The organism is Shewanella sp. (assembly GCF_013214165.1).
Lineage (GTDB): Bacteria > Pseudomonadota > Gammaproteobacteria > Enterobacterales > Shewanellaceae > Shewanella.
Genome location: NZ_JABSSM010000020.1, coordinates 26,363 through 52,994 on the forward strand (window position 1 = coordinate 26,363; position 26,632 = coordinate 52,994).

Below are 26,632 nucleotides of genomic sequence, written 5' to 3' on the forward strand. Positions count from 1 at the left end.
TTACTTTATGTTAAGTGCTTTATGTTGAGTGTTGCATACTAAGCGCCTGGCGTTAGCTGATGTGATCTAAGGCTTAAACAGTTATTTATTCGTTATTATGTTGAGACCCAAAATGTCATTCTCTAATCTTGGATTAAGCGATCCGATTTTAACATCCCTAGCCGAGCTAGGTTATTCATCGCCAACGCCAATTCAAGCCGAAGCTATCCCGCTGGCCCTAAAAGGCAAGAACTTGATCGCGGCAGCCCAGACGGGCAGCGGTAAGACAGCCACGTTTGTATTGCCTATGCTAGAGATGTTGGCAAGAGGGGAAACCCAACGTAAGAAACGTATTCGTGCACTTATTCTCACTCCCACAAGGGAGCTCGCGGTTCAGGTCTGCAACAGCATAGCGGCTTATGGCAAGTACCTTAACCTTAAGGCGCTGGCGGTATATGGCGGCGTCGATTACGAGCCGCAGAAACAGGCCTTGATAGAAGGCATAGACATAGTCGTCGCCACTCCGGGTCGCTTGAGGGATTTGTATACCCAAAGATCGATTCATTTCGATGAAATCGAAATGCTAGTGCTCGATGAAGCCGACAGAATGCTGGATATGGGCTTTATCGAAGACATCACTAAGATCCTAGATACCTTGCCGCTAGACAGGCAAAACCTGTTGTTTTCGGCGACCCTATCGCGTCAGGTCAGGGAGCTTGCCAAAGAGACCATTCCTAATGCCATTCAGCTCTCCGTCACTAAGAAAAGTGAAGGTAAACCCAATATTGACCAGTGGTTAGTGACGGTGGATAAAGATAAGAAGTCGGCGTTATTGAGCCATCTGATCAAAGAAAACAGCTGGCAGCAGGCGCTTATTTTTATCGAGACTAAACACGGCGCGGCTAAGCTAGTGACGCAGCTGGAGAAACGAGGCATTGAAGCCGAGTGCATCCACAGTGGTCGTGCTCAGGCCATTCGAGAGCAGATCTTGGCGGATTTCAAGTCGGGTAAAATACAGTTTCTTATCTCTACCGGGATCTCCGCTCGAGGCATAGATATCGATGAGCTGCCCTTAGTGATCAACTATGACTTGCCATATCCTGCCGATGAGTACGTGCATCGTATCGGTCGTACCGGACGCGCGGGCGCCGCCGGTGAGGCGATATCTCTGGTATCTAAAGATGACTTCAAGAATCTGTGCATGATTGAAAAACGTCTCGATCACTTGATCGACAGAAAAGTAGTTGCAGGCTTCGAGCCACGTAAAGAAGTCCCTGTCTCGGTGTTGAATTTCGTGCCTAAGAATATGCCGGCTAGAGATGATTCGAAAGATAGCAGGGCTAAGCCAAAAGATAAGCGCGGGGCATCGACATCCAGCGCGTCGACTCACGGCTCAAGCAGGTCATCGACACCTAAACAAACTGACAAAAAAGACAGCTCAGCCGATAATAAGTTGCCGCTTAATCCCTGGGCTCGATAGCTCATACCCAGAGTTAAGAGTTAAGAGTTAAGTATCCAGTAAACAAAGGCTAAACGCCATCGCGTATTTTAGAATAAGCGCTCGAATAAGCACTCTAATGAAACAGTAAGGCGGGTGAATTCACCTGCCTTTTTTGTGTTTTTGTTTCTTTGCGCTTATGGTTATTTGTGTGTGTTGTGCTGACATTACCCGCGTAGATTATAGCGACAGTATCTTAGATCCTAACGGCTTAAGTTGAATCTCTAGCCATCCTGTGCCTGCGCCATCAATAACAAGCTTATGGGGTTTGAGTTGGTTTAGCGGCTGATTTAACGGCTCTGCAAGCAAATCATCCAAAGGGTAATGACCGGGTTTGACTCGCCACTGAGCGATCAAGTCCGCGGGCAGCTTGAGTGTAAACGCTTTGCCGTGTGTACGACTGAAGTTACTGACGATCACTAACTGCTGGTCTTGGCTGAAACGGGCGAAGGCGAACGTCATGTCATCATATTGATAGTCATAGTCATAGTCAGAGCCAGATCGGCCTATTTGAGTCTGATCATGGGCTTGACTGAGTTTTTCGCTGCCATGAACACGATTGATCGTATCTAGATCATAGTATTCACCGAGCAAGGCGGGGGCCGTGTGGCTAAGGTTTAACAGGCGGGCGTAATAATCCCTGAGTGCTAACTCATCCTTGGTCGATTGGCCGCCATCGAACTTACCGCCGTTCATAAAGCGCTGATGTGCTGGCACGCCGATATAATCGAAGATGCTGGTGCGCGACGGTGTGCCAAAGCCCGCGTTCTCGCTGCCATCTTCGCCGACTTCCTGGCCAAAATAGATGAGCGTCGGGGACTCACTCAGGGTGAGTGATACCACCATGGCGGGCAGGGCGGCGAAAGGGTCTCCGGCAAATTCGGCGCTGGCGATACGCTGCTCGTCGTGATTTTCCAAGAAGTGCAGCATGTGGGGAGCGATGTCTGCGACTCTTAGCCTATCTGTCTCAATGGCTGATGTCGATTGCTTCCCTTGAATGATGGCTTTAAGGGTGTCATACAGGTCGACCTTATCATAGAGGTAGTCCATCTTGCCTAGGTGAATATAGTCACGAAACAGTGCTGGGTTATACACTTCAGCCAGTAAGAAGGCATCGGGGTTTATCTGCTTGATATGGCTGTTGAGGTAACTCCAAAATTCCACCGGGACCATTTCCGCCATGTCGTAACGAAAGCCATCGACGCCTATACTTAACCAAAAATCTGTTATTTGTTTGAACTTGACCCAAGAGTTGGGTAGCTGAGCTTCATCGATGCCTTGCCAGAACTGATAGTGAGCAGAGACATCTAGCTTGGCATACTCTCTGGGCAGAGTAGGGAAGTCGTGGCGTCCATCAGGCTTGACGCCGTAATTGATCTTCACCGTTTCATACCAATCATTGGCATCGGGTTTGGCGAGGCGTGAACCATTGCCGGTCCATTTTGCAGGGAATTCATCAAACTGACCGTCACTCAGTGGATGTGCTTCACCGTTCAGTGGTTTGCTCTTACCTAGGTCGGGCACTTGAAACGAGGCGCCAGTGACGTAATAAAAGTTATTGTTTTTGGCGTACTCGACGCGTGTGTTGTCATTTTCGCCTAAGTTATTAACGCCTACCGGCATTGAGGTGGACGCATAACGGCGCGCCACATGGTTGGGCACGATATCTATGATCACCTTGATGTTATGTTGATGAGTGCGCTGGATAAGGGCCTTGAATTCATTTAATCGATTGGCGGGGTCATCGGCCAGATCTGGATTGACGTTATAGTAGTCTTTCACCGCATAGGGCGACCCCGCCCGGCCCTTGACCACGTCGGGATCGTCATTACCTATGCCGTGTTGGCTGTAGTCACGGATCAAGGCATGATGGGGCACGCCCGTATACCAGATGTGGGTGACGCCTAAAGACTGAATACTCTTGAGGGCGATATCATCGAAGTCACTGAATTTGCCTATGCCATTTTCTGCCATGGTGCCCCAGGGCTTATTGTTGCTATTCTTGTTGCCAAATAATCGGCTGAAAACTTGGTAGATCACCGGCTTAGCTGACTGCTCGACATGCTTGCTATTTGTTTTTTCGCCGTTCATGGCTTGTGCCGGCACTCCGGCTGTGGCCGTTGAGTACCCTGTCAGCAAGGTGGCTAGGATCACCATTTTTCGCGATGTGGCCCATGATTGAGCGCATATCGAGGTGGTCACTGTATTCATTATTCTCATAGACTGGTTCAACTTATTCTGCATGTTGATGGTGTTATTTATGCGTCTTGTTTGTTTTATTTGTAGGGCAGCCCACATACGTGTTCAGGCTAGCGCTGCAAGGATAAGACCTGCACCCCACGTGCGGGTAGGTGGAGTCTTACCTGAGCGTTCGCTGATGTGTTTAACAGCACACGCTCATGGGTGATCACATCGACCCCTGAATTAAAGCCATCAAGCTGAGTGTGAAAGCGCGCGGTAGCCAGAGACACAGGCGTATCATTCTTATTGATGATCACCATCACAGTGTCATCATCATTAAACCTAAAATAGACATAGACGCCATCTTGGTTGCGTTTACCTGCCTGCCAATAGGAAACTGTGATGGGGTTACTGGTCCACTCTTCTCCGACGATATTGAAATTTGGGTATTCGCTCATGATGGCGTTAGACCAGGTGCTGAGGAAGGCCTTATCGGCATAGGAGTAGGTATCTTCACGTATGCCGCTTAACCCGGCGTATTCGATCCACCAGATGCTATTTTGAATGAGGTAAGTGGCGAGCAGGGGATCTTGTTGGTTGAGATCTGGCATCGAGTCGACAAACCAACCATCGACGAAATGACTGTGATCTGACTGAGCCGCGTAGGGGTCTTGAACTGTGGTGCGTCTGTGTGTGGTGTATGTGATCTGGGCGTTATCTTGTGCTGCTGGGTAGCCGTTTATCCAGCTCGAGCTGGGCAGGTTTTTCATCCATCTATGATTGGAGCCTATGTGGTTAACCACTATGTCTTTAATGATGCCAATGCCTTTCTCTTTGGCGCGGGTGATCAGTTGACGATAATCTTCATTGCTACCAAATCTTGGGTCGATGCGATAGTGATCTGTGGTCGAGTAGCCGTGGTAAGAGTATTTGTCTTGATTGTTCTCCAGCAGTGGGTTTATCCAAAGCTGAGTGACGCCTAGTTTAGCGAGGTAATCTAGACTATTTTCGATGCCTTGTATGTCTCCGCCGTGACGCCCGTTGACATCTTTACGCTTAAGCCGTTCCAGCATCTGGGGGTGATTGTCATTGTCAGGATCGCCATTGACAAACCTGTCAGGGGTGATCAGGTAGATAACGTCCTTATTGCTGAAACCTTGGCGTTCTCTGGAGCCCTCTGCACGGGGATTAATCGTGTAGGCAAAGGTTTTGATAAGCACGCTCTGGTCATATAAGCCAACTTCAATGGTTTGTGGTTTGGCATTAGCGAGATCAAGTTTGATAAATAAGTGATCGTGACTCGATGTTTTATCGACACCTAATAGCTTAATATCACTGGCTTTAATTAATTTTACCTGCAGGTGATGGATGTCTTCGCCGTAGACAAGCAGTTGCAGCTGGCTGTTATGCATTCCCGCCCACCAGGACTCAGGTTCGACGTTAAACCCGTTTATCTCTGCCGATGAAAACGAACTGAACAGGATGCTGAGTACAAATAAATGCGAGATTGGACTAGATGGTAAGTTCATTTTTCCGCCTTGGGTCTTGAGTGTAAGCCCTGAATAAATTGCGCGTGTTCAGGCATCTTGTCGACAGTGCGATTTATGATTTTGCTGACATTGGATAAAAACTGCTGGAGATCGGTATCACTGATCGTATTGGCAAGGGGATGATGATCGCCAGGATAAATACCTTGTCCTAACATCACTTGTATCCAGGCAGCCTCGGTAAATAATTCATCTTGATGCCTAAAAACAGTGCCTGTGGCTTTAAACAAGTCTATCTTGTGTTGCAGGCTGTCAGGGATCGACATGTCACGACATTGCTGCCATAAATCATCTTGGCCATTTTTTTGATTGAGGTGATAGTGCAAAATGATGAAGTCGCGCACTTGTTCAAACTCTAATTGCGATTGTCGATTAAATTCATCAACACTTTGCTGATGTATCCCTCGATGGGGAAATAATTTGCTCAACCTGATAATCGCTGATTGAACGAGGTGCAGGCTGGTGGATTCCAGCGGTTCTAGAAATCCGCTGGATAGGCCAATTGCAACACAGTTTTTGTACCACTGTTTTTTTCTTCTACCTGTTTTAAAAGAAATTTTCTTCGGTTCTGCTAGGGGGGAACCGTCGAGATTGTCGAGTAATAATTGTTTTGCATCCTCATCGCTCATGTATTTACTGCAATATACCAGGCCATTACCGGTGCGGTTTTGTAATGGGATCCGCCATTGCCAACCCGCATCATGGGCGGTAGAACGGGTATATGGTGTGATCGGTGCCACGGGTTCGCAAGGCACTGCGTAGGCTGCATCACAAGGCAACCAGTGCTGCCAGTTTTCATAACCCACCTTGAGTTGTTTGTCGATGAGTAGGGCGGAAAATCCAGAGCAATCAATAAAAAAGTCAGCGTTAATACAGAGATTATTCTTCAGGGTAATGGACTCTATACCGCCATCATCAGCAAGTTGACTCGATGTGATCAAGCCTTCGATACGTCGCACACCTCGCGTTTCGCTGTAACGCCGCAGCATTTTTGCGTATAAATGCGCATCGAAATGGTACGCATGGGTGATGCCAGCGAGAGGAGAGCCTATAACGTTATCCATGACACAGAATTTATTGTTTTTTGCGGCTTGAAAATTGAGTGAAAAGTCCCACAATTGGCTTGGGCTGGAAGGTTTCGATTTCATCCAATAGTGGTGAAACTGGGTAAAACCAATATCTTTACCCATATTGCCAAAGGCGTGCATGTAGCTTTCATGCTGTGCGCCCCAGTGTGTAAATTCTATGCCTAGCTTATAGGTCGCTTGGGTGTGTTTAATGAAGTCGGCTTCGTTAATTCCCAACACATCATTGAAGATTTGTAGGGGAGGTATGGTCGCTTCGCCTACGCCTATGGTCCCTATCTCTGCTGATTCAACCAGGGTGATGTTAATTTGTGATTTAAATAGTCTCGATAGCATGGCGGCGGTCATCCAGCCCGACGTGCCACCACCTACAATTACAATGTCTTTTATATGCTTGGTATTCATCGTAATCGCCTCCTTGATGACAGGTTTCGCTAACCTAAAAAGCCTCCGTAAAAACTTACAGAGGCTCAAGGGTCATGCCTTATTAGAACTTGTAGTTCATACCGAGCATGTAATTACGTCCATAATTTTGATAATCACGCACCAAGCGTTGATCATCACCGGTGTACGAAGTAAAGGGCTCGTTGGTTAGGTTACTCACCTGCATAACGACCGATAATCCGTACAGAGCATCAATACCACTGGCAGAGAAGTTGTAACCGATTTGAGCATCCACAACCGTTTCAGCTTTGATATTGACATTGACGCGTTGCAAGCTGATCTGGGTGACTTCACCGAGGAAGTCGGAGCGATAGCGAGAACTGATGCGTGCTTCGAAGCCCGCATTCTCATAGTAAACCGTCGCATTGAAGGTTTTCTCCGACAAACCGGGTAGGGCAGTCGGGTCACTGTCGGGTGTTTCTTTCACTTCACTGTCGTTATAAGCACCACTCAATACCGTACCAAACCCGTCGAGTACGTCGGCGAACATGCCGAAATCCAGTGACAAGGATACTTCGATACCCTGAATATAGCCCCCGTCACCATTTTGTGGTTGAGAGACGACACCGATAGGGTTGTCACCCGGGGCTTGGGGTAAAATGCTACTAAAATCGAAGTTAGACTGCTGGTCATAGACGTAGTTTTCTAAATCCTTATAGAAAAAGGCTAAAGCGAAGTAACCTTGGTCGCTGAAATAGTTTTCGTAGCTTATGTCATATTGACGGGCTAACCAGGGACGCAGCTCAGGGTTACCCGCGCCACCTGACCAGTTCACACCATCGTTTGGATTTTCATTGTAACTAAAATGAACGTTAGCATTCATTTGATCCATACGCGCGCGAGTCATGGTGCGAGAAGCCGCCAAACGCAGCACTTGATCGTCAGCGATTTCAAAGCTTAAGTTGACACTGGGGAGCCATTCAAGATAGGAGTCTCCTGCGGTGCGATCCGTTAAGATCACTGCGCCATTGGCAACCGTCGCGACGGTACCGTCGGAGCTTTGGTCTGTATGTACGGCCTGCAAACCTAGGTTACCGGTGAAGGGGAAACCGAATAATTCTGACTCTAGGTTCGCCATGATGTAAGCCGTAGAGACTTCTTCATAGACTGCCCATGAGTTGGTCGCTCGGGATAAATCTACATCTGCTACGTCAGTTTCAATGTAGTTGCCATCATTATAAAAGGCTAAAGAGTCGTAGCTTAATACGTCTCCCATGCCGAAGAAGTCGAGTGAGGTAGGGTCCAATAAATATTGCTCAGGTACCGTCATGACATAGTTAGGATCGGTACCGTCATATCCTTTTAGGGTTAAGTAATAACCCTTATCTAGCTTAGTCTTTTCACGGTTAGTACGATTAACACCGAACTCAACACTGCGCACTGCGCCTTGATCAAATATATATTCAGCACTTAAACGGAACGAGGTTAATTCATCTTCAATTTCAGGTTTGTTAATGAAGCCATCTTGGGTGTTGGCGCCCAAAGGGCTACCCCAACCGAGTGGGTCGCCCAGTTTAATCACATTGGGATCGGCATAATCAAGGCTGTGAGAAAAATGGTAGCTACCATTACCGTTATAAGCGAAACCCAGATCGTCAACGGCACCGACTCCCGTTCCACGTCCAGTGCCACTGTAGCTCTCCATACCCAGATCAGTACGTTCAGCTTTTGACATTGAGATATCAGCCTCAATACTCCAGTTATCATTGATTGAGAAGGCGTTATTCCAACCGATAGCTAATGACTCAGCATCGCGCTGGTTGACATCATTACGGACGACAACTTCGGCTCCTCTAATGATCCCTTCGGTCACTAGCCCATTTTCAATTTTAGAGGCTTCAACTCCACCATTGGCTCCCCAAGCCGCCGGAATTTCAATACCGCGTAAGCGTTGGTCATCGGTAAATTTCGAATAATAAATATCGACCACGGAATGGAATACATCATTGGGTGCATATTCAAACACAGCTAACACACCATCACGTTTTAGCTCGCTGGAACGTACGAAGGGTTTAGCGCCACCTAAGACGCTGATACCTTCGTCATTTTCCGGATAACCCCATGCTTGCCAGCGCTCTTCCTGGTTAGGCGACTGCATGCGTGCATAACCTAAGGCAATACCAATAGTGTCATCGGCAAACTGGTCAATGTACGAGACACTCGCACGGTAGCCTTTATCTTCTGAGCCACTGTTGAGGGCGCCTAAGTCATTCATCTCACCCCGTAAGCCGATGGCAAACGTCTGCTCACCATGACTTAATGGACTGATGGTTTGCATATCAACCGTACCACCGATGGCTTGTGCCATGACTGATGCATCGGGTGTCTTATAGACTACAACGCGATTTAATAATTCGGACGGGTATTGGTCAAATTCTACGCTGCGGTTGTCATTGACCGACGCTTGCTCGCGACCATTTAATGTGGCCGTGGTGAAGTCAGGTCCCATGCCTCGAATAGAGATGACATTGGCACGACCATCGAGACGCTGGGCCGTTACACCGGGTAGGCGAGCAAGAGACTCTGCAATACTCACATCGGGTAGCTTACCTATGTCTTCTGCTGAGATGGCTTCAACGATGGAAGAAGACGTCATTTTTAGCGATTGTGATTCTTTCAAGCTACGGCGTATGCCGGTCACTTGGATGACTTCGATGGACTCTTCTTCAATGGTCGACGCTATTTGTTTGGTGTCATCGGCAGCGTAGGTGTGCATGCTAGCGCCGGCAGCAATGAGCGCTATGGTTAGCAAGCTAGGTTTACATTTAAACATACATCTTCCCCTTATTTACTCTGTTCACTTTTAATTTTTATTCTTAGCAGTCACGGCAAAACACAGATAATGCATATGAGATTGTGAATTAGAGCTGCCTGATATTGTGCTTGTATTGCATTTGTTAAGGTACGGTGAAGATGTTACTCCCGCTTATCCTAGCAAAACAATCTTGTGCATACGTATTCAAAAGATTCAGCTGCTGTAAAAGCAGGCGATTCATGGGGTGGATGGCTGATATTTACCAAGGAGGAAGTAGGGTTAAGTTTTTGTTAAATATTGGGTTAACCTGATTGGCGGTACATGTCTGGCAGTAAGGGACGTTATGCATACGTATGCAGAGATATTGAAGCCTATTTCCCTCTTCACGTATGCTGGTCTTATTCAAATAGGATATGCAGCCGGTAACCTCAAACCAACGTTAAAGCAATAAGGTGTTGCTGGGGCCGCTGAGTTTGTTACATATCTTTAGGTTTTTATTAGGGGCGACAATGACTCAAGTTTCTTGGTGGCGGGGCGCCGTCATCTACCAGATCTATCCGCGTAGCTTGATGGACTCCAATGGTGACGGTGTAGGCGACCTGCAGGGGATCATAGCTAAACTCGACTATATCGCGAGTCTGAATGTCGATGCTATCTGGATCTCTCCCTTCTTTAAGTCGCCGATGAAAGATTTTGGCTATGACATCAGCGATTACCTGGCGGTGGACCCTCTGTTTGGCACCATGGATGATTTCGATGCGCTTATCGCTAAGGCTCACGGTCTTGGGCTCAAGGTGATTATCGATCAGGTACTGAGTCACACCTCCGATCAGCATGACTGGTTTATAGACAGCAGGGAGAGTCGCACCAACCATAAGCAGGACTGGTACGTATGGGCCGATCCTAAGGATGACGGCACGGCGCCCAATAACTGGTTAGCCATTTTTGGTGGTGGAGCCTGGGAATGGGAGCCTAGGAGACAGCAATATTACTTGCATAATTTCCTCACCAGTCAGCCTGATCTGAATTTCCACAATGCCGATGTCAGACAAGCCGTGCTCGATAACGTCGAATTTTGGCTCAAGAAGGGGGTCGATGGTTTTAGACTCGACGCTATAACTTTCTGTTATCACGATCAAGACCTGAGAGATAACCCGGCTAAGCCTAAAGATAAGCGTCAGGGAAGGGGCTTTAGTGAAGATAATCCCTATGCCTATCAATATCATTATTACAATAATACCCGGCCTGAGACAGTAGCCTTTATCGAAGATTTGCGCGGCCTCATTGACCGTTACCCAGGTGCGGTGACGTTAGGTGAAGTCTCATCTGAAGATTCTTTGGCTACCATGGCCGAATATACCCGGGGTGAGCATAGGTTACATATGGCTTACAGCTTCGAATTATTGACCGATGATTTTAGTGCTGGCTATATTAAGCAGACTGTAGAGGCGCTCGAGGCGAGTATTGGTGATGGTTGGCCTTGCTGGGCGATAGGTAATCACGATGTACAGCGCGTCGTTAGCCGCTGGGGAAAAGGCAATACTCAATCGGCGATGATAAAGATGCTCACGGCCATGCTATGTTCATTGCGAGGCAGTGTTTGTAGCTATCAAGGGGAGGAGTTGGGCCTAGGTGAAGCCTCTATTGAGTTTCATCAGCTGCAAGATCCTTTCGGTATCGCGTTTTGGCCCATGTTTAAGGGCCGGGATGGATGTCGTACGCCCATGCCCTGGTTACATGACAAGCCCAATGCGGGTTTCAGTGACACCATACCTTGGTTACCCGTGTCTGAGCGTCATCTGGCCTTGTCGGTCGATCTACAAGAATCGGATGAAGCCTCTGTGCTCAATGCGTATCGTCAGTTTCTCCGTTGGCGTCAACAACAGCAGGCATTAATGACAGGAAGTATCAATTTTATTGATGCCCCAGAGCCTATTCTTGTCTTCATCAGAGAAACGGCCGAGCAAAGGAGCCTGGTGTGCTTTAATCTTTCGGCCAAGTCAGTTGGCTATCAGAGTTTACCCGCCAGTCTTGGAGAGCTTAGTCGAGAGCAAATCATCACAGGACACGGCTTGCTTGAGGGAGATATTATCGATAATGAGATCTATTTGCCTGGGTTTGGTTGTTTATATGTTAAATTGAAGTGAAATGGATTCACATTTAATATCAACACCAATATTGTCAAAATAACATAAGAGAATCACAAGATGGCTTCATCGTATAGTCCGGCTACAACGAGCAATTCAGGGGCCGCTGCGGGCAGTGACTCCCAAGGGAGTTACCGCTTCGCCTTAGTTTCACTGACCTCGCTATTTTTTATGTGGGGATTTATCACTTGTCTCAATGACATCTTGATCCCACACCTTAAGGCAGTCTTCTCCCTTAGCTACACCGAGGCCATGCTGATCCAGTTCTGTTTCTTCGGTGCCTATTTTCTGGTGTCGATCCCTGCCGGTAAGCTGGTTAAGCGCTTAGGCTATCAAAAAGGCATAGTGACTGGGCTGGTGATCGCGAGTCTGGGCTGCGCCTTGTTTTATCCTGCCGCAGAATTTGCCACCTACGGGCTCTTCTTAGGCGCATTATTTGTGCTGGCTTCGGGGATCACTCTATTACAGGTCGCAGCAAATCCCTATGTTAATGCCATGGGTAGCAGTGAGACTGCATCGAGTCGTTTGAATTTGACGCAAGCGTTCAACGCCTTAGGCACCACAGTCGCGCCTTTCTTTGGCGCAGTATTAATATTGTCTGTGGCCTCTTCGGCAGCATCCGAACTGGTTCACGCTCAGGCAGAAGCCGAGGTGGTTAAACTGCCTTACCTCTTGCTTTCGGGCCTGTTGGCAACCTTGGCCCTGGTCTTCGCCAAACTGAAACTGCCAAAGATAGAGACCCACATCGCAGATGATACTGGCCAGATAAGCTATAAGGGCAAGACCAGCGCGCTGCAATCGACCCATCTGGTATTGGGGGCTGTGGGCATTTTTGTCTATGTGGGCGCCGAGGTTTCTATCGGTAGCTTCCTGGTGAATTTTCTCGGTGAGAGTCATATTGCCGGATTGAAAGAAGCCGATGCGGCGCACTATATTGCCTATTACTGGGGTGGCGCCATGATTGGACGCTTCATCGGCTCGGTGGTAATGCAAAAAGTCGAAGCGGGTAAGGTGCTGGCCTTTAATGCGCTAATGGCCGCTCTGTTGATTGCCGTGGCCATGACAAGCACTGGCAGTGTGGCCATGTGGGCGATACTGGCGGTTGGCTTGTTTAACTCCATTATGTTCCCGACCATCTTTAGCCTAGCATTACGGGATCTGGGGCCTCATACATCACAAGGCTCTGGCATCTTGTGCCTGGCTATTGTTGGCGGCGCAATCCTGCCACTGCTTCAAGGCGTGACGGCCGATGCCATTGGGATCCAACAGGCTTTCTTCTTACCTATCATCTGTTATGGCTTTATCTTGTTCTATGGCATCAAAGGTTCGAAGACTTAAGACTAGACCCGCTAAGGTTAAAACAGCGAGTGGATGCTATTAAACTTAAGCAATAATTAATGGCGACCTTAGGGTTGCCATTTTGCTGATGGTTAATCAAATAGGGACTATCGCTTAAAAATACTCAGGGCTGGCTCAGTCTTTACTTGCGTATTGAAGGCTTAGCTCCTATGATCCACACGTTTTTATTTCTGTCTTATATTTTCAGCCATCCACCGCAGGCGATTTCATGCTTAACTCACCACTTTCTCCCAGCTCGACCGAACTAGTCATCAATGTTTTAGATATGGTTTTATCTGAAGGTAAACCCTTAGACAGAGCCTACTCTCATCATTTCTCGGGCTTACAATTAGCGCCGTCTGAACAGGCCCGTATCACAGTGGTTGCCGGAGATATTCTGCGTAAATTAAATCTCTATTGCTATCTGTCCGATGTGAAACATGAGGAGATGTCACGCCTAGGCACACGTCTGCTCAATGTGTGGCACATGTTCCATGAACTCGAGCTGCCTAAGATGCAATATGCATTACCGGTGGATGAGAGAGAATATTTTGACCGTTTGGAAAAAGCCAAAACGCAAGCCGCCTTGTGGGATGGTTGTCCTGAGTGGCTAGATACCATGGGTCAGGCCCAGCTTGGTGATGCGTGGGCGAAAGAGAGAGCGGCGCTAAGTACGCAACCTAAGCGATATTTACGCGTGAACCTTCTCAAGTGTACTCGTGAAGACTTAGGCAAGAAGCTGAGAAATGAGCAAGTGCAAACCAAAGAGGTCGAGGGCGTCGATACTGCACTGGAAGTCACCTCTGATTCGGCACTGTTTCGTACCGAGAGTTTCAAGAAGGGGTGGTTCGAGCAGCAAGATGCCGGTTCACAACTTGTGGCAGCGGCAGTCGATGCTAAGCCGGGTATGCGAGTTATCGATGCCTGTGCCGGCGCTGGTGGCAAGACTCTGTCCATCGCGGCTCAGATGCAGGGCAAGGGACGTTTACTGGCCATGGATGTGGAGCAGTGGAAACTCGACAGTCTGAAACAGCGCGCTCGCCGCGCCAACGCGCATAACGTAGAGACCCGCATCATCGCCAGCTCTAAGACCATCAAGCGTCTTAAGCTCAGCGCCGATCGTGTGCTGCTCGATGTGCCGTGTTCAGGCCTTGGGGTACTTAAACGTAACCCGGATGCTAAGTGGCGTGACACTCCAGAGCGATTACCCGTGTTGGTTGCGCTACAGAAACACATCCTGCAAAGTTATAGCCGCATGGTAAAAGTGGGTGGCATGTTAATCTACGCCACTTGCTCTATCATGCCTGAGGAGAACCGAGAGCAGATTGATGCCTTCCTGGCTGAAAATGAGCATTTCAAGCTTATTGAAGACGAGAATATCAGCGTGGCTGATTCTGGGTTCGATGGCTTCTATCTGGCAAAGCTGGAACGTATCTCTGAGTAAAACCTGGCTAAATAGTGCTGTCAGTGTGGATTCGATATTGTTTAGCGAGTTCTTGCGCCAGCTGGGGCTTTAGGCCGAACAGAAAAGCCAAGTGGTTAAGGTCGGTCAAAGCAAGTTCCTCGGGTTTACATTTAACCGAGGGATCCAGTGCTACTTCATGAAAATGGCATGCTGGCTAGTGTGGGGGCTAGAGGCTAGATACCTCCGGCTACCCGATTAGGCTTTTTCACGTTTAAGCTCCGCTCTCAATTCCATAAGAAGTACACCTAATTTGTTTTTGCCTTTACCATTCGGGCCAATCCCCCAATATTTGTCATATGGAGAATTTTCAACCAACTCTTTCTTTCCGGTACTTAGCAATATGTCTTTTAATTCAGTAGATTTAAATTTCTCTCTCAACCCTCGGAGCATAATCTCTTCTTTAACTATGTCCCAGTCTTGACGAATCGGAGTAGCTCGAGATTGACCTAAATCCTTAGCCTGTTTAGGTGAGCCACAATTTAAAATCTTATCAAACTGTTCCGTACCCTCAAACTTCATGGCCTGAAACTAGTGCTCCATAGTACGCCTTTTCCTTCTATCCAGCGTGAAGCCAAAACCAGCGAAATTTGATAACTGATAATACTTATCTTCTCTGTTAAAGAAATAGATTATTTTAGCCATACCTTCCTAGAGCCTAACGTCCCTCTAATAAGTGAACCATGTGCTGGCGGGAAATTTGCTCAGAAAATGGCGTGACAGCCTTGGCGGATCTTAATTCAGAGGCTTGTTAGTGTGATTAAATCATAGTGCTTACAGTGACTGAATTATTTCCTTAATTTTTAATGCTTTTTCGAAATGATCTAGCTTTTGAGTCTTTATCCACCATTCCGCAGCTTCCATGAGTAGCTCAGGATCATCATTTTTATTTGCGAAAAATGCATAAAATGACAAACCAACATTGGTTCCTTTTTTCTCTACTTTATCATCACATACTTTGATGATTTTTAATCTCAGGCTCTCTCTCATACTGCTCTTCTATATTTCGAAAATACCAACGCTTTAGATAATGAGCCGATGTTTTATCCTAAAAAAGCCCCCGTAAAGGCCAAAACATCGTCTCATTAAGCGTCTCATTGATAGTCTTGTTGAACATCTGCGATATCTGTGGTGATTGCTTACTTGCCAGCATCATTTCAGTCAATTTATTAATCAGCAGACTACCCGAAGTAAAACCAATTATCATCCTCTTTTGCATAGATATTATACTTATCCACACAGTAATCCCACCTGCTAGTCACAGGCAATAATCTATGACAGATTAAGGCATGCTCTATGCCAAATTAGGCATAATCGGATCCAGCGTGAATCGTCAGTCAATATTTACCCGTCACAAATAATTGTGGGTGTCTTGGTTGTTGTGCGATTACTGTTATTGTTTTTGTTTGTTAGCCAATATTTCAACCAGGTGAGTTTGAGTGTTTGCGATTGATTTTTGGGACTCTGAAATCTCTGTTATACGGTTTAGTAATTTGACTGCGAAGACGATTATCCCTACGACGACTGCCAACTGTAAAATAATGCCGATAAAAACCATACCTGAAAACATATATTATCCTTAATAGTTAATGAAAAAAATAACGCCGTTTTAAGCGGAAAATTGCAGTTGGCTAAAATAAGTGGGACACGAACAAAAAGCCAACTGTAATTTGTTCGACTTGAAAACCCTTGTGTACGCCCAGCATGGGCATGAACTAATGAGGTGACTATCTACTAGTTCTCAGCTCTGTAGGAAGGTCACAGTTTGATAACATACTGTTTAGTTTGTAAAATAGTAACGTTAACTACTAGCGAATGGCAAGGGTTTATCTGTGAGGGTTGGTCTGAAGGGCAGATGTTTTGCTCCTGCAATATCTGCATTTCCACCATCCCTGGTGGTCAAGCCGCTAGCCTTTCTATTCATCGAGAGTGCGAGCTGATGCACAACGCCTCCATGGATGGAGAAGGTAGGGAGACGCAGGATGCTAAAAACAAAAATATCATATGAGGCGTAGGCTAGAGGTGAGTTGGCAGAGTCTGCCCCGCGTAGCAAGGTGTGTCACATATTGCTTAGAGTGTCTATTGGATCCGCCGTCAAGTACGTATGTGACTTAGGGGTTATAAAAAGTGGCGTCAGGATCCAATCAGCCGTTGCTTGTGGGAGGGCCTACCCCACAAAGTGCTTTGGGGATCACAAGCAAAGGGCCGTGGCGAAGCTCGACTCTTGTTAACATCTTTGACCAGGGATACAGCAAGCACTGAGTAATGCCAAGCTCGAAGTAAGAGTTAACAAAGCGGGATTATGTTCACTAAGAGATGGATGGATCGCAGTTCACTCTCGAAACAAAGAAGCTAACCAGAAAGTTTAGGTTAGGACATTCCTTTACTAAGAGTAAATGAACCGCCCTCGGCAACAAGCTCCTGCGTTGCTCTCGATAATTGCTCCTGCATTATTCTCCCTTCGTCCATCCATGGGCTCGTACCTCCTGAATCTGACCTCTAGGGAAGAAGAAAATGTCATATTTTGTATGGAACAAAATAGACCATTCAGTGTGTGCCTAGCTGCTTCATGAAAAGGGCATGCAGGGTGGTGTGGGGGCTGGAGGCTAGATACCTCCGGCTACCCGATTATAAGCCTATTCACCGTACCATTCTGGCTTTTGTTCTTTAGAATTCCAAGCCCAATCTCGCAACGTTTCAATGATATGTTCACGATCATATTTGTCGTAGTACGCGGGGTTTAGTCCCGTACCTTGAAAGCCATTCAATTTACTAGCTTCAATACAAGCATCTTCATCATCTTTACGGGATGTAATCAAAGTTCCATTTTGTCCACCAAACTCAGGTAAACAACCTGTAATTTGGTATTCCTCACCATCAGAGCCAAGAAATACATAAGGAGATATGAATTTTATTCCTAAATCTTTTGATGCATTTAACCAAGCTTGTTGAGGGCGATTGAATAATGATTCTAATAATTTGGCATTTTCATTGTCTGGTGCATCAATATCTTTATAAATGACAAAATCAACGAAACCATCTTCATCAAAGGAGACAACCCAACGCTCTGAAAATGCGTCCACTTCTACATCAACGCAACCAACGTGATCACGATAATCGATACGAATTGGAAATTTTTCTTCACTCATTTGAGCTAAAAACTCGAAAATTTTCATCATATTCCTAGAGGCATAATCGTGGTAGAGCGGCCTGTTGCCAGACCGACCCCACACAGATCCGGACGTGCGGAACTACCGCATCCGGCTCTTCAGTTATATATTCGCTCGTGTAAAACACGACCCTAGTACCAGTCAATCAGCACCAACCTCTTGCTGACCTTTGGTCTCTCAATTTCAAAATACTCTAACATCTTCTTGAAATTACTCCAGTTATAACTTCGACGACCACTACGACTATTCAACCATTTATATAAGCTATGCAGAACATGGTCATATATACCTGCCAGACTTCGGCTGTTGTCGGGGAGCCCGAAGTAATTTCTAAACCTTGTCAGTTTTCGTTTTAATTGCGGCAGCCAGTCCCTCAGTTTTAATGAGCGCTTGGCTTTGAACCATTGGTAATATTCGCTCAGTGTCGCCTTCTGTTTCTTCACAGCGGTTCGCCGTCTGAGCCTTGATTTACCATTTGAATCTGTCCCCCAGTAAAACTCAAAACCAAGAAATACAAAATGACGTTTTCGGCCAACGTGGAAACGGCTAAATCGCATCAATGAAGTTTTATCTTCTGCGACGTCTAAGTTGAATTTCTTCAATCGTTTCGGTAACACTTTATAAAAGAGCTCGGCATCATGAGCAAATTGAAACGCGCAGACAAAATCATCCGCGTAGCGGACCATCATTGCCCGGCCTTTCATCCTTGGCTTCACTTTCTTTTCAAACCCAAGGTCTAGCGCATAATGCAGATAAATATTAGCTAATACTGGGCTAATTATTCCTCCCTGTGGACTTCCACTCGATGGTTTTGTAAAGACACCATCAGGGGGTTTTATCCGCGCTTTTAACCATTGGTTGATCAGGTTAAGTATTGCCTTGTCATCGATGCGTTGCTTGAGCATATCCATCAGCCATTCATGGTCGAGGTTGTCAAAGAAGCCTTTAATATCAGCCTCTACAATGTACCCATAACCTTTAAATTGCAGATTGAGTGTTAAGCTATGCACCGCTTGATGCGCACTTTTGTTCGGTCGATAGCCATAGCTATTACGCAAAAAGTCTTGCTCCCAGATGCTTTGCAGGATCTGGCTGACACTTTGTTGCACTAACTTGTCATCAACCGTTGGTAGCCCTAAAGGGCGTAATTTACCGTTCGATTTAGGAATGAAGATCCGTTTGATGTCATTGACTCGATAACATTTCTGTTTGAGTTGCAGACCTAAACGATCCAACAACAACCAAGACAACAACAACCAAGACACCCAGGATTGTCAGATGAAGCTCCTTTGACTACGCTTAAGTCAGAGTTGTTGAGGAGGGTTTGTTATGCCGACACCAAGAAAATCATTAGTCAGTTTGGAACTTTTTATTTAACAAGATGATTATTTTACCACTGCGTATCTCGTTGTGTTAGAAAGGCTTTTTTGTGCGGAGTCGATCATTACACAGGTCAATCCTATGAGCATAGACGGGATTGGGTTGAAAGTCGACTATTAGAACTTGCAGCTGTGTTTGCCATTGATATTTGTGCTTACGTCCTCTTGATTCACAAAAATGGGAGTAACCATTTACATCTCGTATTACGTATTGATGTGGAGTTAGCCCAGCTCGATGAAGCGGCAGTACTTGCCTGTATGGCCTATCTAGATCCCTCTTTATTTATAGATCGGGCAATCCGCGCCAAGATGGCGAACACTCCTGAAAGCTCAGACTTCACCAGTATTCAAAAACGAATCAAAGCTGCAATGAATGGTGAACAGCCCAAAGCACTGTTGCCATTTGTGGGGGATGAACGACAGGATATGCCAAAAGGGTTGATGTTCAGTGCCAAAGATTACCTGCAACTTGTTGATGATACAGGGCGTATAGTCAGAGATGGCAAGCGAGGCTCTATGAGTCAAGAGTCGGCCAAGATATTAAATAGACTTAATATTCCACCAGAAAACTGGATAAAACTGACCTCATAGTTAACCAAGAGTTCACCAAGATTTTCAAAGGGCCTGTGGGCAATACCCAAGAGTTAACAGTGTATTGTGAACACTATCTTGAAAAACACTGACCGTAAGCGCCGACAAGGAGCCGCCAACTGTCATCGATGGCTAGATGGCACTTAGTTAAGACCCAGAGATATCCATTTCAAATTATTATATTCAAGCATAACCAAACGGCTGCTTGGTTATTTTTATGTCTTATTTTCAATGTGATAGTCTAAATTTTACTCATGACAGCATTATTGAGTATTGTATGGCGTGGCAGGAGGGTGGATTGAAACAGCAATGAATTTCTCTGGCAATCTGGCTCTAGTAGGTACAGGCCATCTAACAGAGAATAATATTGGGTGTCTTGGTTATTGTTTTTGTTAACATCTTTGACCAGGGATACAGCAAGCACTGAGTAATGCCAAGCTCGAAATAAGAGTTAACAAAGCGGGATTATGTTCACTAAGAGATGGATGGATCGCAGTTCACTCTCGAAACAAAGAAGCTAACCAGAAAGTCTAGGTTAGGCGCTCTAAATGAACCGCCCTCGGCAACAAGCTCCTGCGTTGCTCTCGATAATTGCTCCTGCATTATTCTCCCTTCGTCCATCCATGGGCTCGTACCTCCTGAATCCATTCAGTCGTGTGCGGAGCCGCATGCAGGGTGGTGTGGGGGCTGGAGGCTAGATACCTCCGGCTACCCGATTAAGTGGCTGATACTCTAGCCTTTACTGAGTTAAAACTATCAACGCTAGTATTAATTTTACTACCTAAATAAATAACTACTTCTCTTGCTCCAGCACCAACAGCCAGTTCGCGTAAAACTCGATCTTCTATGTTAGTTAAACCACCTTCAGTTTTTTCTAGTTGATGCATAATAATTCGTGGTGAAGGCCTAATTATAGATTTATGAATTTCAAATACACCATGTTGAATAATTTTTTCAGCTAAAAAGAAATCTGCGATAAAAGATCTTGGATGTTGAAAAGGATTTGTTACGGTAACATTGCTTGCTGTATCCCGTTTAGCTTCGCTTCCAATAGCTTTTACAACTTCGCCTTTTTTAGTTTTTTCTATTGCAATAAAAGGCTCTGCTTCATAATTAGTATCAGATGAAAAAACCTTAATTAATATTTTCTTCTCACTCAATTCAATTAGTAAATCGTTTGAGAAAAGACTTCTAAAAAATGTGAACAATACTCTCGGCCTCCGAGCCACTTAACAGCTTATTGATTAGCAGCAGGATAACGTTCCTGTCTGCTTATTAACTTTCCGCCAGCCTATCACCGCTAAGTGGTTGTTGTAAATGTGTTATTTTCATAACTCACAGATAGAATAGCGTAAATAATCAGATAAAAAAGATGCGCGGGTGTTTACGAGGTCTGCATAACGCTTTTTACCACATTATAACCTATTGATAAGATTTGATTAATATTTTCACATTCGTGTTATCGATGCATTAACCCAGCGATTTATGCATCTTTTTTATAGCAATTATCTCAACCCCAGTTATACCTGTATATAAACAAGGGGATACCCCTTCTATAAACACAGTAGACTAATGAGGTGACGACTATGGAGAAGTTAACATTCTGGAGGCTATACGGACAGAGGATAAAGGGGTCGGAGCGAATTAGGATATTCGAGTAAAATAAGGGTACATTTTCTAATCAATGCAAGGTCACTAGACCCTTTGTACAAACTCATTTATGACCAAAATCTTGTTTTACATGTCGAGAAAAGCCAAATCGAAGAGAGTAATAACAGGGGGTGAACGCGGCTGCGAGCTTCCGAAACAAGGACGTTTTGGCAGAGCCCACAGGGATGTGCTTGAATGATATCCTATCTAAAGGCCAGTTCGGCATCCATGCCTCTCGTTCATAAGCACATGGCTACGCCATATTCACCGCCTCGTAGAAGTGTTTACATATTAGGCGAGCCGCAGGCTATAAATTACCATGAAGCAAAAATTATAAACACACTCCCCAATATAAACTCAGCCAGAAGCTAACCCAAAAATGTAACCAGCCTTCATTCCAAGGCTAGCCAAACCGCTGGATTCCCGCCCACAAGCATTGCGGGAATGACGAGGATTAAATTGCGGGAATGACGAATGTTGAATTGTTATCCCATATAGAGGTTCAACAAACAAATAACCTGCTTTGATAAACTCAGGTGTAGATGCGGCTTCGAGCTTCCAAAAAAGGGCCGGAAATGTTCCCTACATTTTTCGGCATTTCCTACTATCCATGTAGGTCAGATGTTTTGGCAGAGCTTCCATGGACGGACTGGCAGCGTCTCGTAGAAGTATCTGCATCAAGGCCTGCTGCAGGCTATAAATTACCATGAAGGAACGACCTTAAACACTCTGCCAAATATCAAAATAGCCTCATGAAGTAAACCATGTGATCAGCCTTCACTCCAAGGCTAGTCAAAGAAACTGGATTCCCGCCCACAAGCATTGCGGGAAAGACGAGGATTAAATTGCGGGAAAGACGAGTGTTGAATTGCTATCCCATATTACGAGAATGACGAACTCTAGACCCACTCTCGATAATTAGCAAAGTTAAATCCAAGAGACCCACTGCTTACTCTTTGCTTGTAAGAACAGGTGTAGATGCGGCTGCGAGCTTCGGTTTCAGGGATGAAACCGCAGAGCTTCCATGGATGGACTTGCAGCGTCTCGCAGAAGTATCTACACATAAGGTCGTTCTTAGGCATCCTGCCTGCACGACATTGGTGCATCCCTGCACGGCACCCGCTGCAGGCTATAGATAACCATGAAGCAAAAATCATAAATACACTAGCCAATACCCACTCAGCCAGAAGCTAACCAGAAAATGTCATTAGCCTTCATTCGAAGGCGAGCCAAACCGCTGGATTCCCGCCCACACGCATTGCGGGAAAGACGCGCCCTAGAGTCATTATCGACAATTAGCAAAGTTAAATCCAAGAGACCCACTAGCTTACTCTTTGCTTGTAAGAACAGGTGTGGATGCGGCTGCGAGCTTCGGTTTCAGGGATGAAACCGCAGAGCTTCCATGGATGGACTTGCAGCGTCTCGCAGAAGTATCTACACATAAGCTCGCTGCAGGCTATAGATAACCATGAAGCAAAAATTATAAACACACTCCCCAATATAAACTCAGCCAGAAGCTAACCAGAAAATGTCATTAGCCTTCATTTGAAGGCTAGCCAAAAGGGCTGGATTCCCGCCCACAAGCATTGCGGGAAAGACGAGGATTAAATTGCGGCAATGACGAGTGTTGAATGGTGGGGTGACGAGTATTAAATTGCGGCAATGACGAGTGTTGAATGGTGGGTTGACAAGTATTAAATTGCGGCTATGACGAGTGTTGAATGGTGGGAATGACAAGAATTACATTGCGGCAAGCGATAGCTTGCCAGAAAGCTAAAATGGGTTATAGAACCGGCTCAATATGAACCGTTAATCTACAGACGTTAATTAACCAGAACGGTGTGATCGCTTTATTCAACAGGCTATGGCTCTGGGGATGCAGATAAGGATAAGGATAAGGATGAAAAATGGCATTTATTGCGCAATAAAATAATATACAGGCCGTCACCTCATCGATGATATAATTCTCCCTTTCATTTTAATTTAAATGGTTTACCCGCTTGGACACAGGTGCTGTCGCCTGAGTCGCCTTTGGGTTTGAACCGACAATTATGCTTGGAAGGCGAGATTGATCCCACTAGAAAATTATTTTAGCCAGTCAGTAATATTTGACGGGCTGCAGGTTTTACTGGAAATGACGGTGGTCGATATTGACTACAGTGGACCTGTGTTGTCTGCGAAGTTTAGCTCGACTAAAGATCAGCGCATAATCTCTGAGGGGCTTGATGGCGGTGATGCTATGCAATCACTGGTCACTGCCAGATTAGACTGGTCTGCGGGTCCAGTCCTTGCCTCCGCTAATACTGTGTGCAGCCAGTGTAGCGAGTCACAGTTACCTTGCATTCATCTTGCCGCCATTGCCATTGATTATCTAGCCAGACAAGACCCCATCATTCCCTATCCGAGTGAAACGAAACGTGCCGATACCGCACTCAGGTTATTGAGGACCGAGCTGAGTCAACGTTACGATCCTTATCCTAATATGGCCCGACATAGAGTGGTGTACTTGCTATCAACAAGGGAGGGGTCGCTACACCTGAGCGTCCATAAAGGCTATGTCAGTAAACTAGGTCAATACTCAATCAAGACAGATTTAGGCTTTGAGGTATTGGATCGAGCCAGCTTGCCAAAATTTGTGACTCAAACCGACGTTTACTTACTGCATAGGTTAAGAGAAGTAGCCCAAGTGTTGGATGATGAGACGAGAGCCGCTCAGCAAGAGACGCTTTCCTTAGGGTTAGGAGCAAGGTGTGACAGTGAATTCCTTTACCAATTAATGGCGACTCAGCGCTGTTTTTGGCTGCATTGCGAGCAAGGTTTTCTCAAAATTGAGCCTCATTACCTCGATGATTTTGTCGAGCCAAGCGCCTTATATCAAGTGGCTTCAGGGCAATACCTGGACCTTGCCAGTATGAGTCTGGTGTTGACCGACTTGCCCCCATCTCTGGGTGAACTCAGCGATGAACAGCACGCTGAATATGTGCAGCGAGTCGCAGATGATGATAGGGAATGGACGCCTAAACTTACCGTGTATCGCAGGGGGATTGAGTTTCCCTGGGATGAGCAGAGTCATCTGGATTTACAGATCGCTAGCTTCTCCCTCATCAGCGATAATATGCAGTGTGGTTTAGCCGACATTTTTGCTGTCGCCAGCGAGTCACCGCATCTGCTCAAGCTCGCCTCTGAAATGAGTATTCAGCTGTCCGATTTTCCTCTGCTTTCATCTGGATTTGAACCCATAGTCTGGCATCAGTTCCAGCTAGGAGATCGCCAGTTACCTGAGATGTTGAGTCAACAGATGCTTGCCATAAGGCGTCTGATGTTGGCTGGCTGGTCGATTGATTTTCAATTAATCAATCGGTTTAGCTTGGTCCAAGTCCAGACCTGGTATGGAGAGGTGAGTCATCAAGCTGCAGATAAGCAATGGTTCGACCTTGAACTGGGTGTCGAAGTAGATGGCAAGAAGATCAATTTATTGCCCTATCTGGTCAAAGCGATAAGACAGGGCTTGCTGCAAAACTTAAGCGACACAGACACGGTATTCATGGAGCTCGACTCAGGTCAGCGTCTGTCTCTGCCTGCCGACAGAGTGAAGCATATTTTATCTGTACTGGTGGAGCTGTACGAGAGAAAACCGCTGTCAGTCGATGAGACATTAACCATGTCCATGAATCAGCTGACTCGCATTGCAGAATTGGCTGATCGAGATAAAATTAACCAGCAAGACTGGCATTGGCAGGGCAGTCACTGGTTACAGAAAAAGGCTCAGCAACTTTACTCTTATTTAGCAGTGAGTTCAGCTGACCAAGGCCCAGCAGGTCGCGGCGCTAAGGCTAAACAAATAGATGTTGCTGTTTCACCGCCTGTGGGGCTCAATGCCCAGCTCAGAGAGTATCAGCAGCTGGGATTAAACTGGTTACAGTTTTTAAAGGCGCACGAATTTTGTGGAATACTCGCCGATGATATGGGTCTGGGTAAAACAATCCAAACCTTGAGTAGTATCTTGCTCGATAAAGAGGCCGGTAACTTGTCTCATCCCTGTTTAGTGGTCGCGCCAACGAGCCTATTAGCGAACTGGCTCCATGAAGCTGGGACATTTACCCCCGAACTTAGGGTGCTGCTTTGGTCTGGGCCTAAACGTCACAATTTGCAAGCTAAGATCGATAGCTGCGATCTCTTGATCACCAGCTATGGCACACTGCAACAAGATGTTGAGTTTTGGGCCAAGCAACACTTTCATCTGGTGATCTTAGATGAAGCTCAGACCATCAAGAATGTGCGTAGTCGCATTAGTCGAGTGGTTGCCAGCTTATCTTCGACCCATAGACTCTGCTTAACCGGTACGCCTTTAGAAAATCATCTGGGGGAGTTATGGTCACTGTTTAACTTCCTGATGCCGGGTTTTCTCGGTAGCTATGCTCAGTTTCAGCGGCATTATCAAGTGCCGATTGAGAAAGAGCAAGATGATGAGCGTCGCCGGGCGCTCGTGCAGAGAATTGCGCCGTTCATGTTACGTCGGCTTAAATCTGAGGTCGCCACAGAATTGCCCGATAAGACGGTGATCAATGAGTATATCAATCTGACCGAGACTCAGGGGGACCTGTATGAAACGATCCGCTTGACCATGTCGGCAGAGATGAGAAAAGCGGTGTCTGTCTCGGGAGTGAAACGTAACCGCTTAGCCATCAGCAATGCCTTGCTCAAACTCAGGCAGGTCTGTTGTCATCCGGACTTACTTAAACTCGATAATATGGAGCCATCAGATCTCACCAATGCCGGTGTTGATATCGGCTCAGTAACATCAGATATTGATGAGTTTGGTGGTCGCATATCTGTCCATGGAGTGCAGCCTCTCGATGACGTAGGCAGGCTCGATACTCGCTCGGGAAAGTTAAACTGGCTCGCGGCTAAGCTGCCCGGCATGCTCGAAGAGGGCAGGCGAGTATTAATTTTCTCCTCGTTTACCAGCATGCTGAGTCTGATAGGGGAACTCTTGGAGAAGCTAGGCATTAGTTTCGTTGAGCTGACGGGGAAGAGTCGGGATCGCGGGTCACTGGTTGAGCGTTTTCAAGAGCGTGAGGTGCCGATATTCTTGATTAGCTTGAAGGCGGGGGGCGCGGGTTTGAATCTAACCGCTGCCGATGTGGTTATCCATACCGATCCCTGGTGGAATCCAGCAGCCGAGCAGCAGGCCAGTGACAGGGCGCACCGGATAGGCCAGAGCAAGTCGGTGTTTGTCTATAAACTCATCTGTAAGGATACCGTTGAGGAGAGGATACAGCTGCTGCAGGAATCTAAACATAACCTAGCACAGAGCATCTACCAGCAAGAGAGTCTGACTGTTTCTGAGATGACAGGCGATGACTGGCTCGAGCTGCTTAAGCCGATAGAGCTGGATGACTGATC

The 26,632-nt window shown here is 46.3% G+C and carries 14 protein-coding genes and 1 pseudogene; 6 read left to right on the forward strand and 9 right to left on the reverse strand.

Features of this window, described 5'->3' with window-relative positions; genetic code table 11:
- Positions 1-112 precede the first annotated feature (112 nt).
- Positions 113-1,459: a DEAD/DEAH box helicase gene (locus HRU42_RS07035; RefSeq protein ID WP_295029816.1), complete on the forward strand. Its 1,347-nt coding sequence runs from the start codon at positions 113-115 to the stop codon at positions 1,457-1,459.
- Positions 1,460-1,657: 198 nt separating this feature from the next.
- Here HRU42_RS07035 and HRU42_RS07040 read toward each other — a convergent pair whose 3' ends face one another.
- The 4 genes from HRU42_RS07040 to HRU42_RS07060 form a co-directional block, all read right to left on the reverse strand.
- The gene (locus tag HRU42_RS07040; protein WP_295029817.1) at positions 1,658-3,688 is read right to left on the reverse strand and encodes an alpha-amylase family protein; all 2,031 of its coding nucleotides are present in this window, start codon (positions 3,686-3,688) and stop codon (positions 1,658-1,660) included.
- 98 nt (positions 3,689-3,786) lie between these two features.
- Positions 3,787-5,187 (reverse strand): alpha-amylase family glycosyl hydrolase, encoded by a 1,401-nt coding sequence (locus HRU42_RS07050; RefSeq protein WP_367227153.1) that lies wholly within the window; start codon positions 5,185-5,187, stop codon positions 3,787-3,789.
- Entirely contained in the window at positions 5,184-6,695 is a 1,512-nt protein-coding gene (locus tag HRU42_RS07055; protein WP_295029818.1) for a tryptophan halogenase family protein, read from the reverse strand. Before HRU42_RS07055 ends, HRU42_RS07050 begins: the two co-directional genes overlap by 4 nt.
- Before the next feature lie 82 nt (positions 6,696-6,777).
- Positions 6,778-9,507 (reverse strand): TonB-dependent receptor, encoded by a 2,730-nt coding sequence (locus HRU42_RS07060; protein ID WP_295029819.1) that lies wholly within the window; start codon positions 9,505-9,507, stop codon positions 6,778-6,780.
- A gap of 491 nt (positions 9,508-9,998) precedes the next feature.
- Here HRU42_RS07060 and HRU42_RS07065 point away from each other — a divergent pair, with 491 nt between their 5' ends.
- From HRU42_RS07065 to HRU42_RS07075, 3 genes are all read left to right on the forward strand, one after another.
- Positions 9,999-11,636 carry an alpha-glucosidase gene (locus HRU42_RS07065; protein WP_295029820.1) on the forward strand — a complete coding sequence of 546 codons (1,638 nt, stop codon included), beginning with the start codon at positions 9,999-10,001 and terminating at the stop codon, positions 11,634-11,636.
- Positions 11,637-11,696: 60 nt separating this feature from the next.
- Positions 11,697-12,974: a sugar MFS transporter gene (locus tag HRU42_RS07070; RefSeq protein ID WP_295029822.1), complete on the forward strand. Its 1,278-nt coding sequence runs from the start codon at positions 11,697-11,699 to the stop codon at positions 12,972-12,974.
- 229 nt (positions 12,975-13,203) lie between these two features.
- Positions 13,204-14,418: an RsmB/NOP family class I SAM-dependent RNA methyltransferase gene (locus HRU42_RS07075; protein WP_295029823.1), complete on the forward strand. Its 1,215-nt coding sequence runs from the start codon at positions 13,204-13,206 to the stop codon at positions 14,416-14,418.
- Between the two features lie 216 nt (positions 14,419-14,634).
- Here HRU42_RS07075 and HRU42_RS07080 read toward each other — a convergent pair whose 3' ends face one another.
- The 4 genes from HRU42_RS07080 to ltrA form a co-directional block, all read right to left on the reverse strand.
- On the reverse strand, positions 14,635-14,958 hold the full coding sequence (locus tag HRU42_RS07080; RefSeq protein WP_295029825.1) for an NADAR family protein: 324 nt from the start codon (positions 14,956-14,958) through the stop codon (positions 14,635-14,637).
- 252 nt (positions 14,959-15,210) lie between these two features.
- Complete coding sequence (locus HRU42_RS07085) at positions 15,211-15,426, reverse strand: DUF6500 family protein (protein ID WP_295029826.1); 216 nt, start codon at positions 15,424-15,426, stop codon at positions 15,211-15,213.
- A gap of 1,646 nt (positions 15,427-17,072) precedes the next feature.
- Positions 17,073-17,612: a hypothetical protein gene (locus HRU42_RS07090; protein ID WP_295029828.1), complete on the reverse strand. Its 540-nt coding sequence runs from the start codon at positions 17,610-17,612 to the stop codon at positions 17,073-17,075.
- Positions 17,613-17,737: 125 nt separating this feature from the next.
- Positions 17,738-18,871, reverse strand: coding sequence for a group II intron reverse transcriptase/maturase (gene ltrA, locus HRU42_RS07095; protein ID WP_295029830.1), 1,134 nt, complete (start codon positions 18,869-18,871; stop codon positions 17,738-17,740).
- Positions 18,872-18,935: 64 nt separating this feature from the next.
- On the opposite strand from ltrA, the pseudogene HRU42_RS07100 reads away from it, so the two are divergent.
- Positions 18,936-19,723: pseudogene (locus HRU42_RS07100) on the forward strand (hypothetical protein).
- A gap of 569 nt (positions 19,724-20,292) precedes the next feature.
- Here the strand turns inward: HRU42_RS07100 and HRU42_RS07105 are convergent.
- Positions 20,293-20,784 (reverse strand): rod shape-determining protein, encoded by a 492-nt coding sequence (locus HRU42_RS07105; RefSeq protein WP_295029832.1) that lies wholly within the window; start codon positions 20,782-20,784, stop codon positions 20,293-20,295.
- 2,576 nt (positions 20,785-23,360) lie between these two features.
- Between HRU42_RS07105 and HRU42_RS07110 the strand changes: the two genes are divergently transcribed.
- Positions 23,361-26,630 (forward strand): DEAD/DEAH box helicase, encoded by a 3,270-nt coding sequence (locus tag HRU42_RS07110; RefSeq protein ID WP_295029940.1) that lies wholly within the window; start codon positions 23,361-23,363, stop codon positions 26,628-26,630.
- Positions 26,631-26,632: the final 2 nt, after the last annotated feature.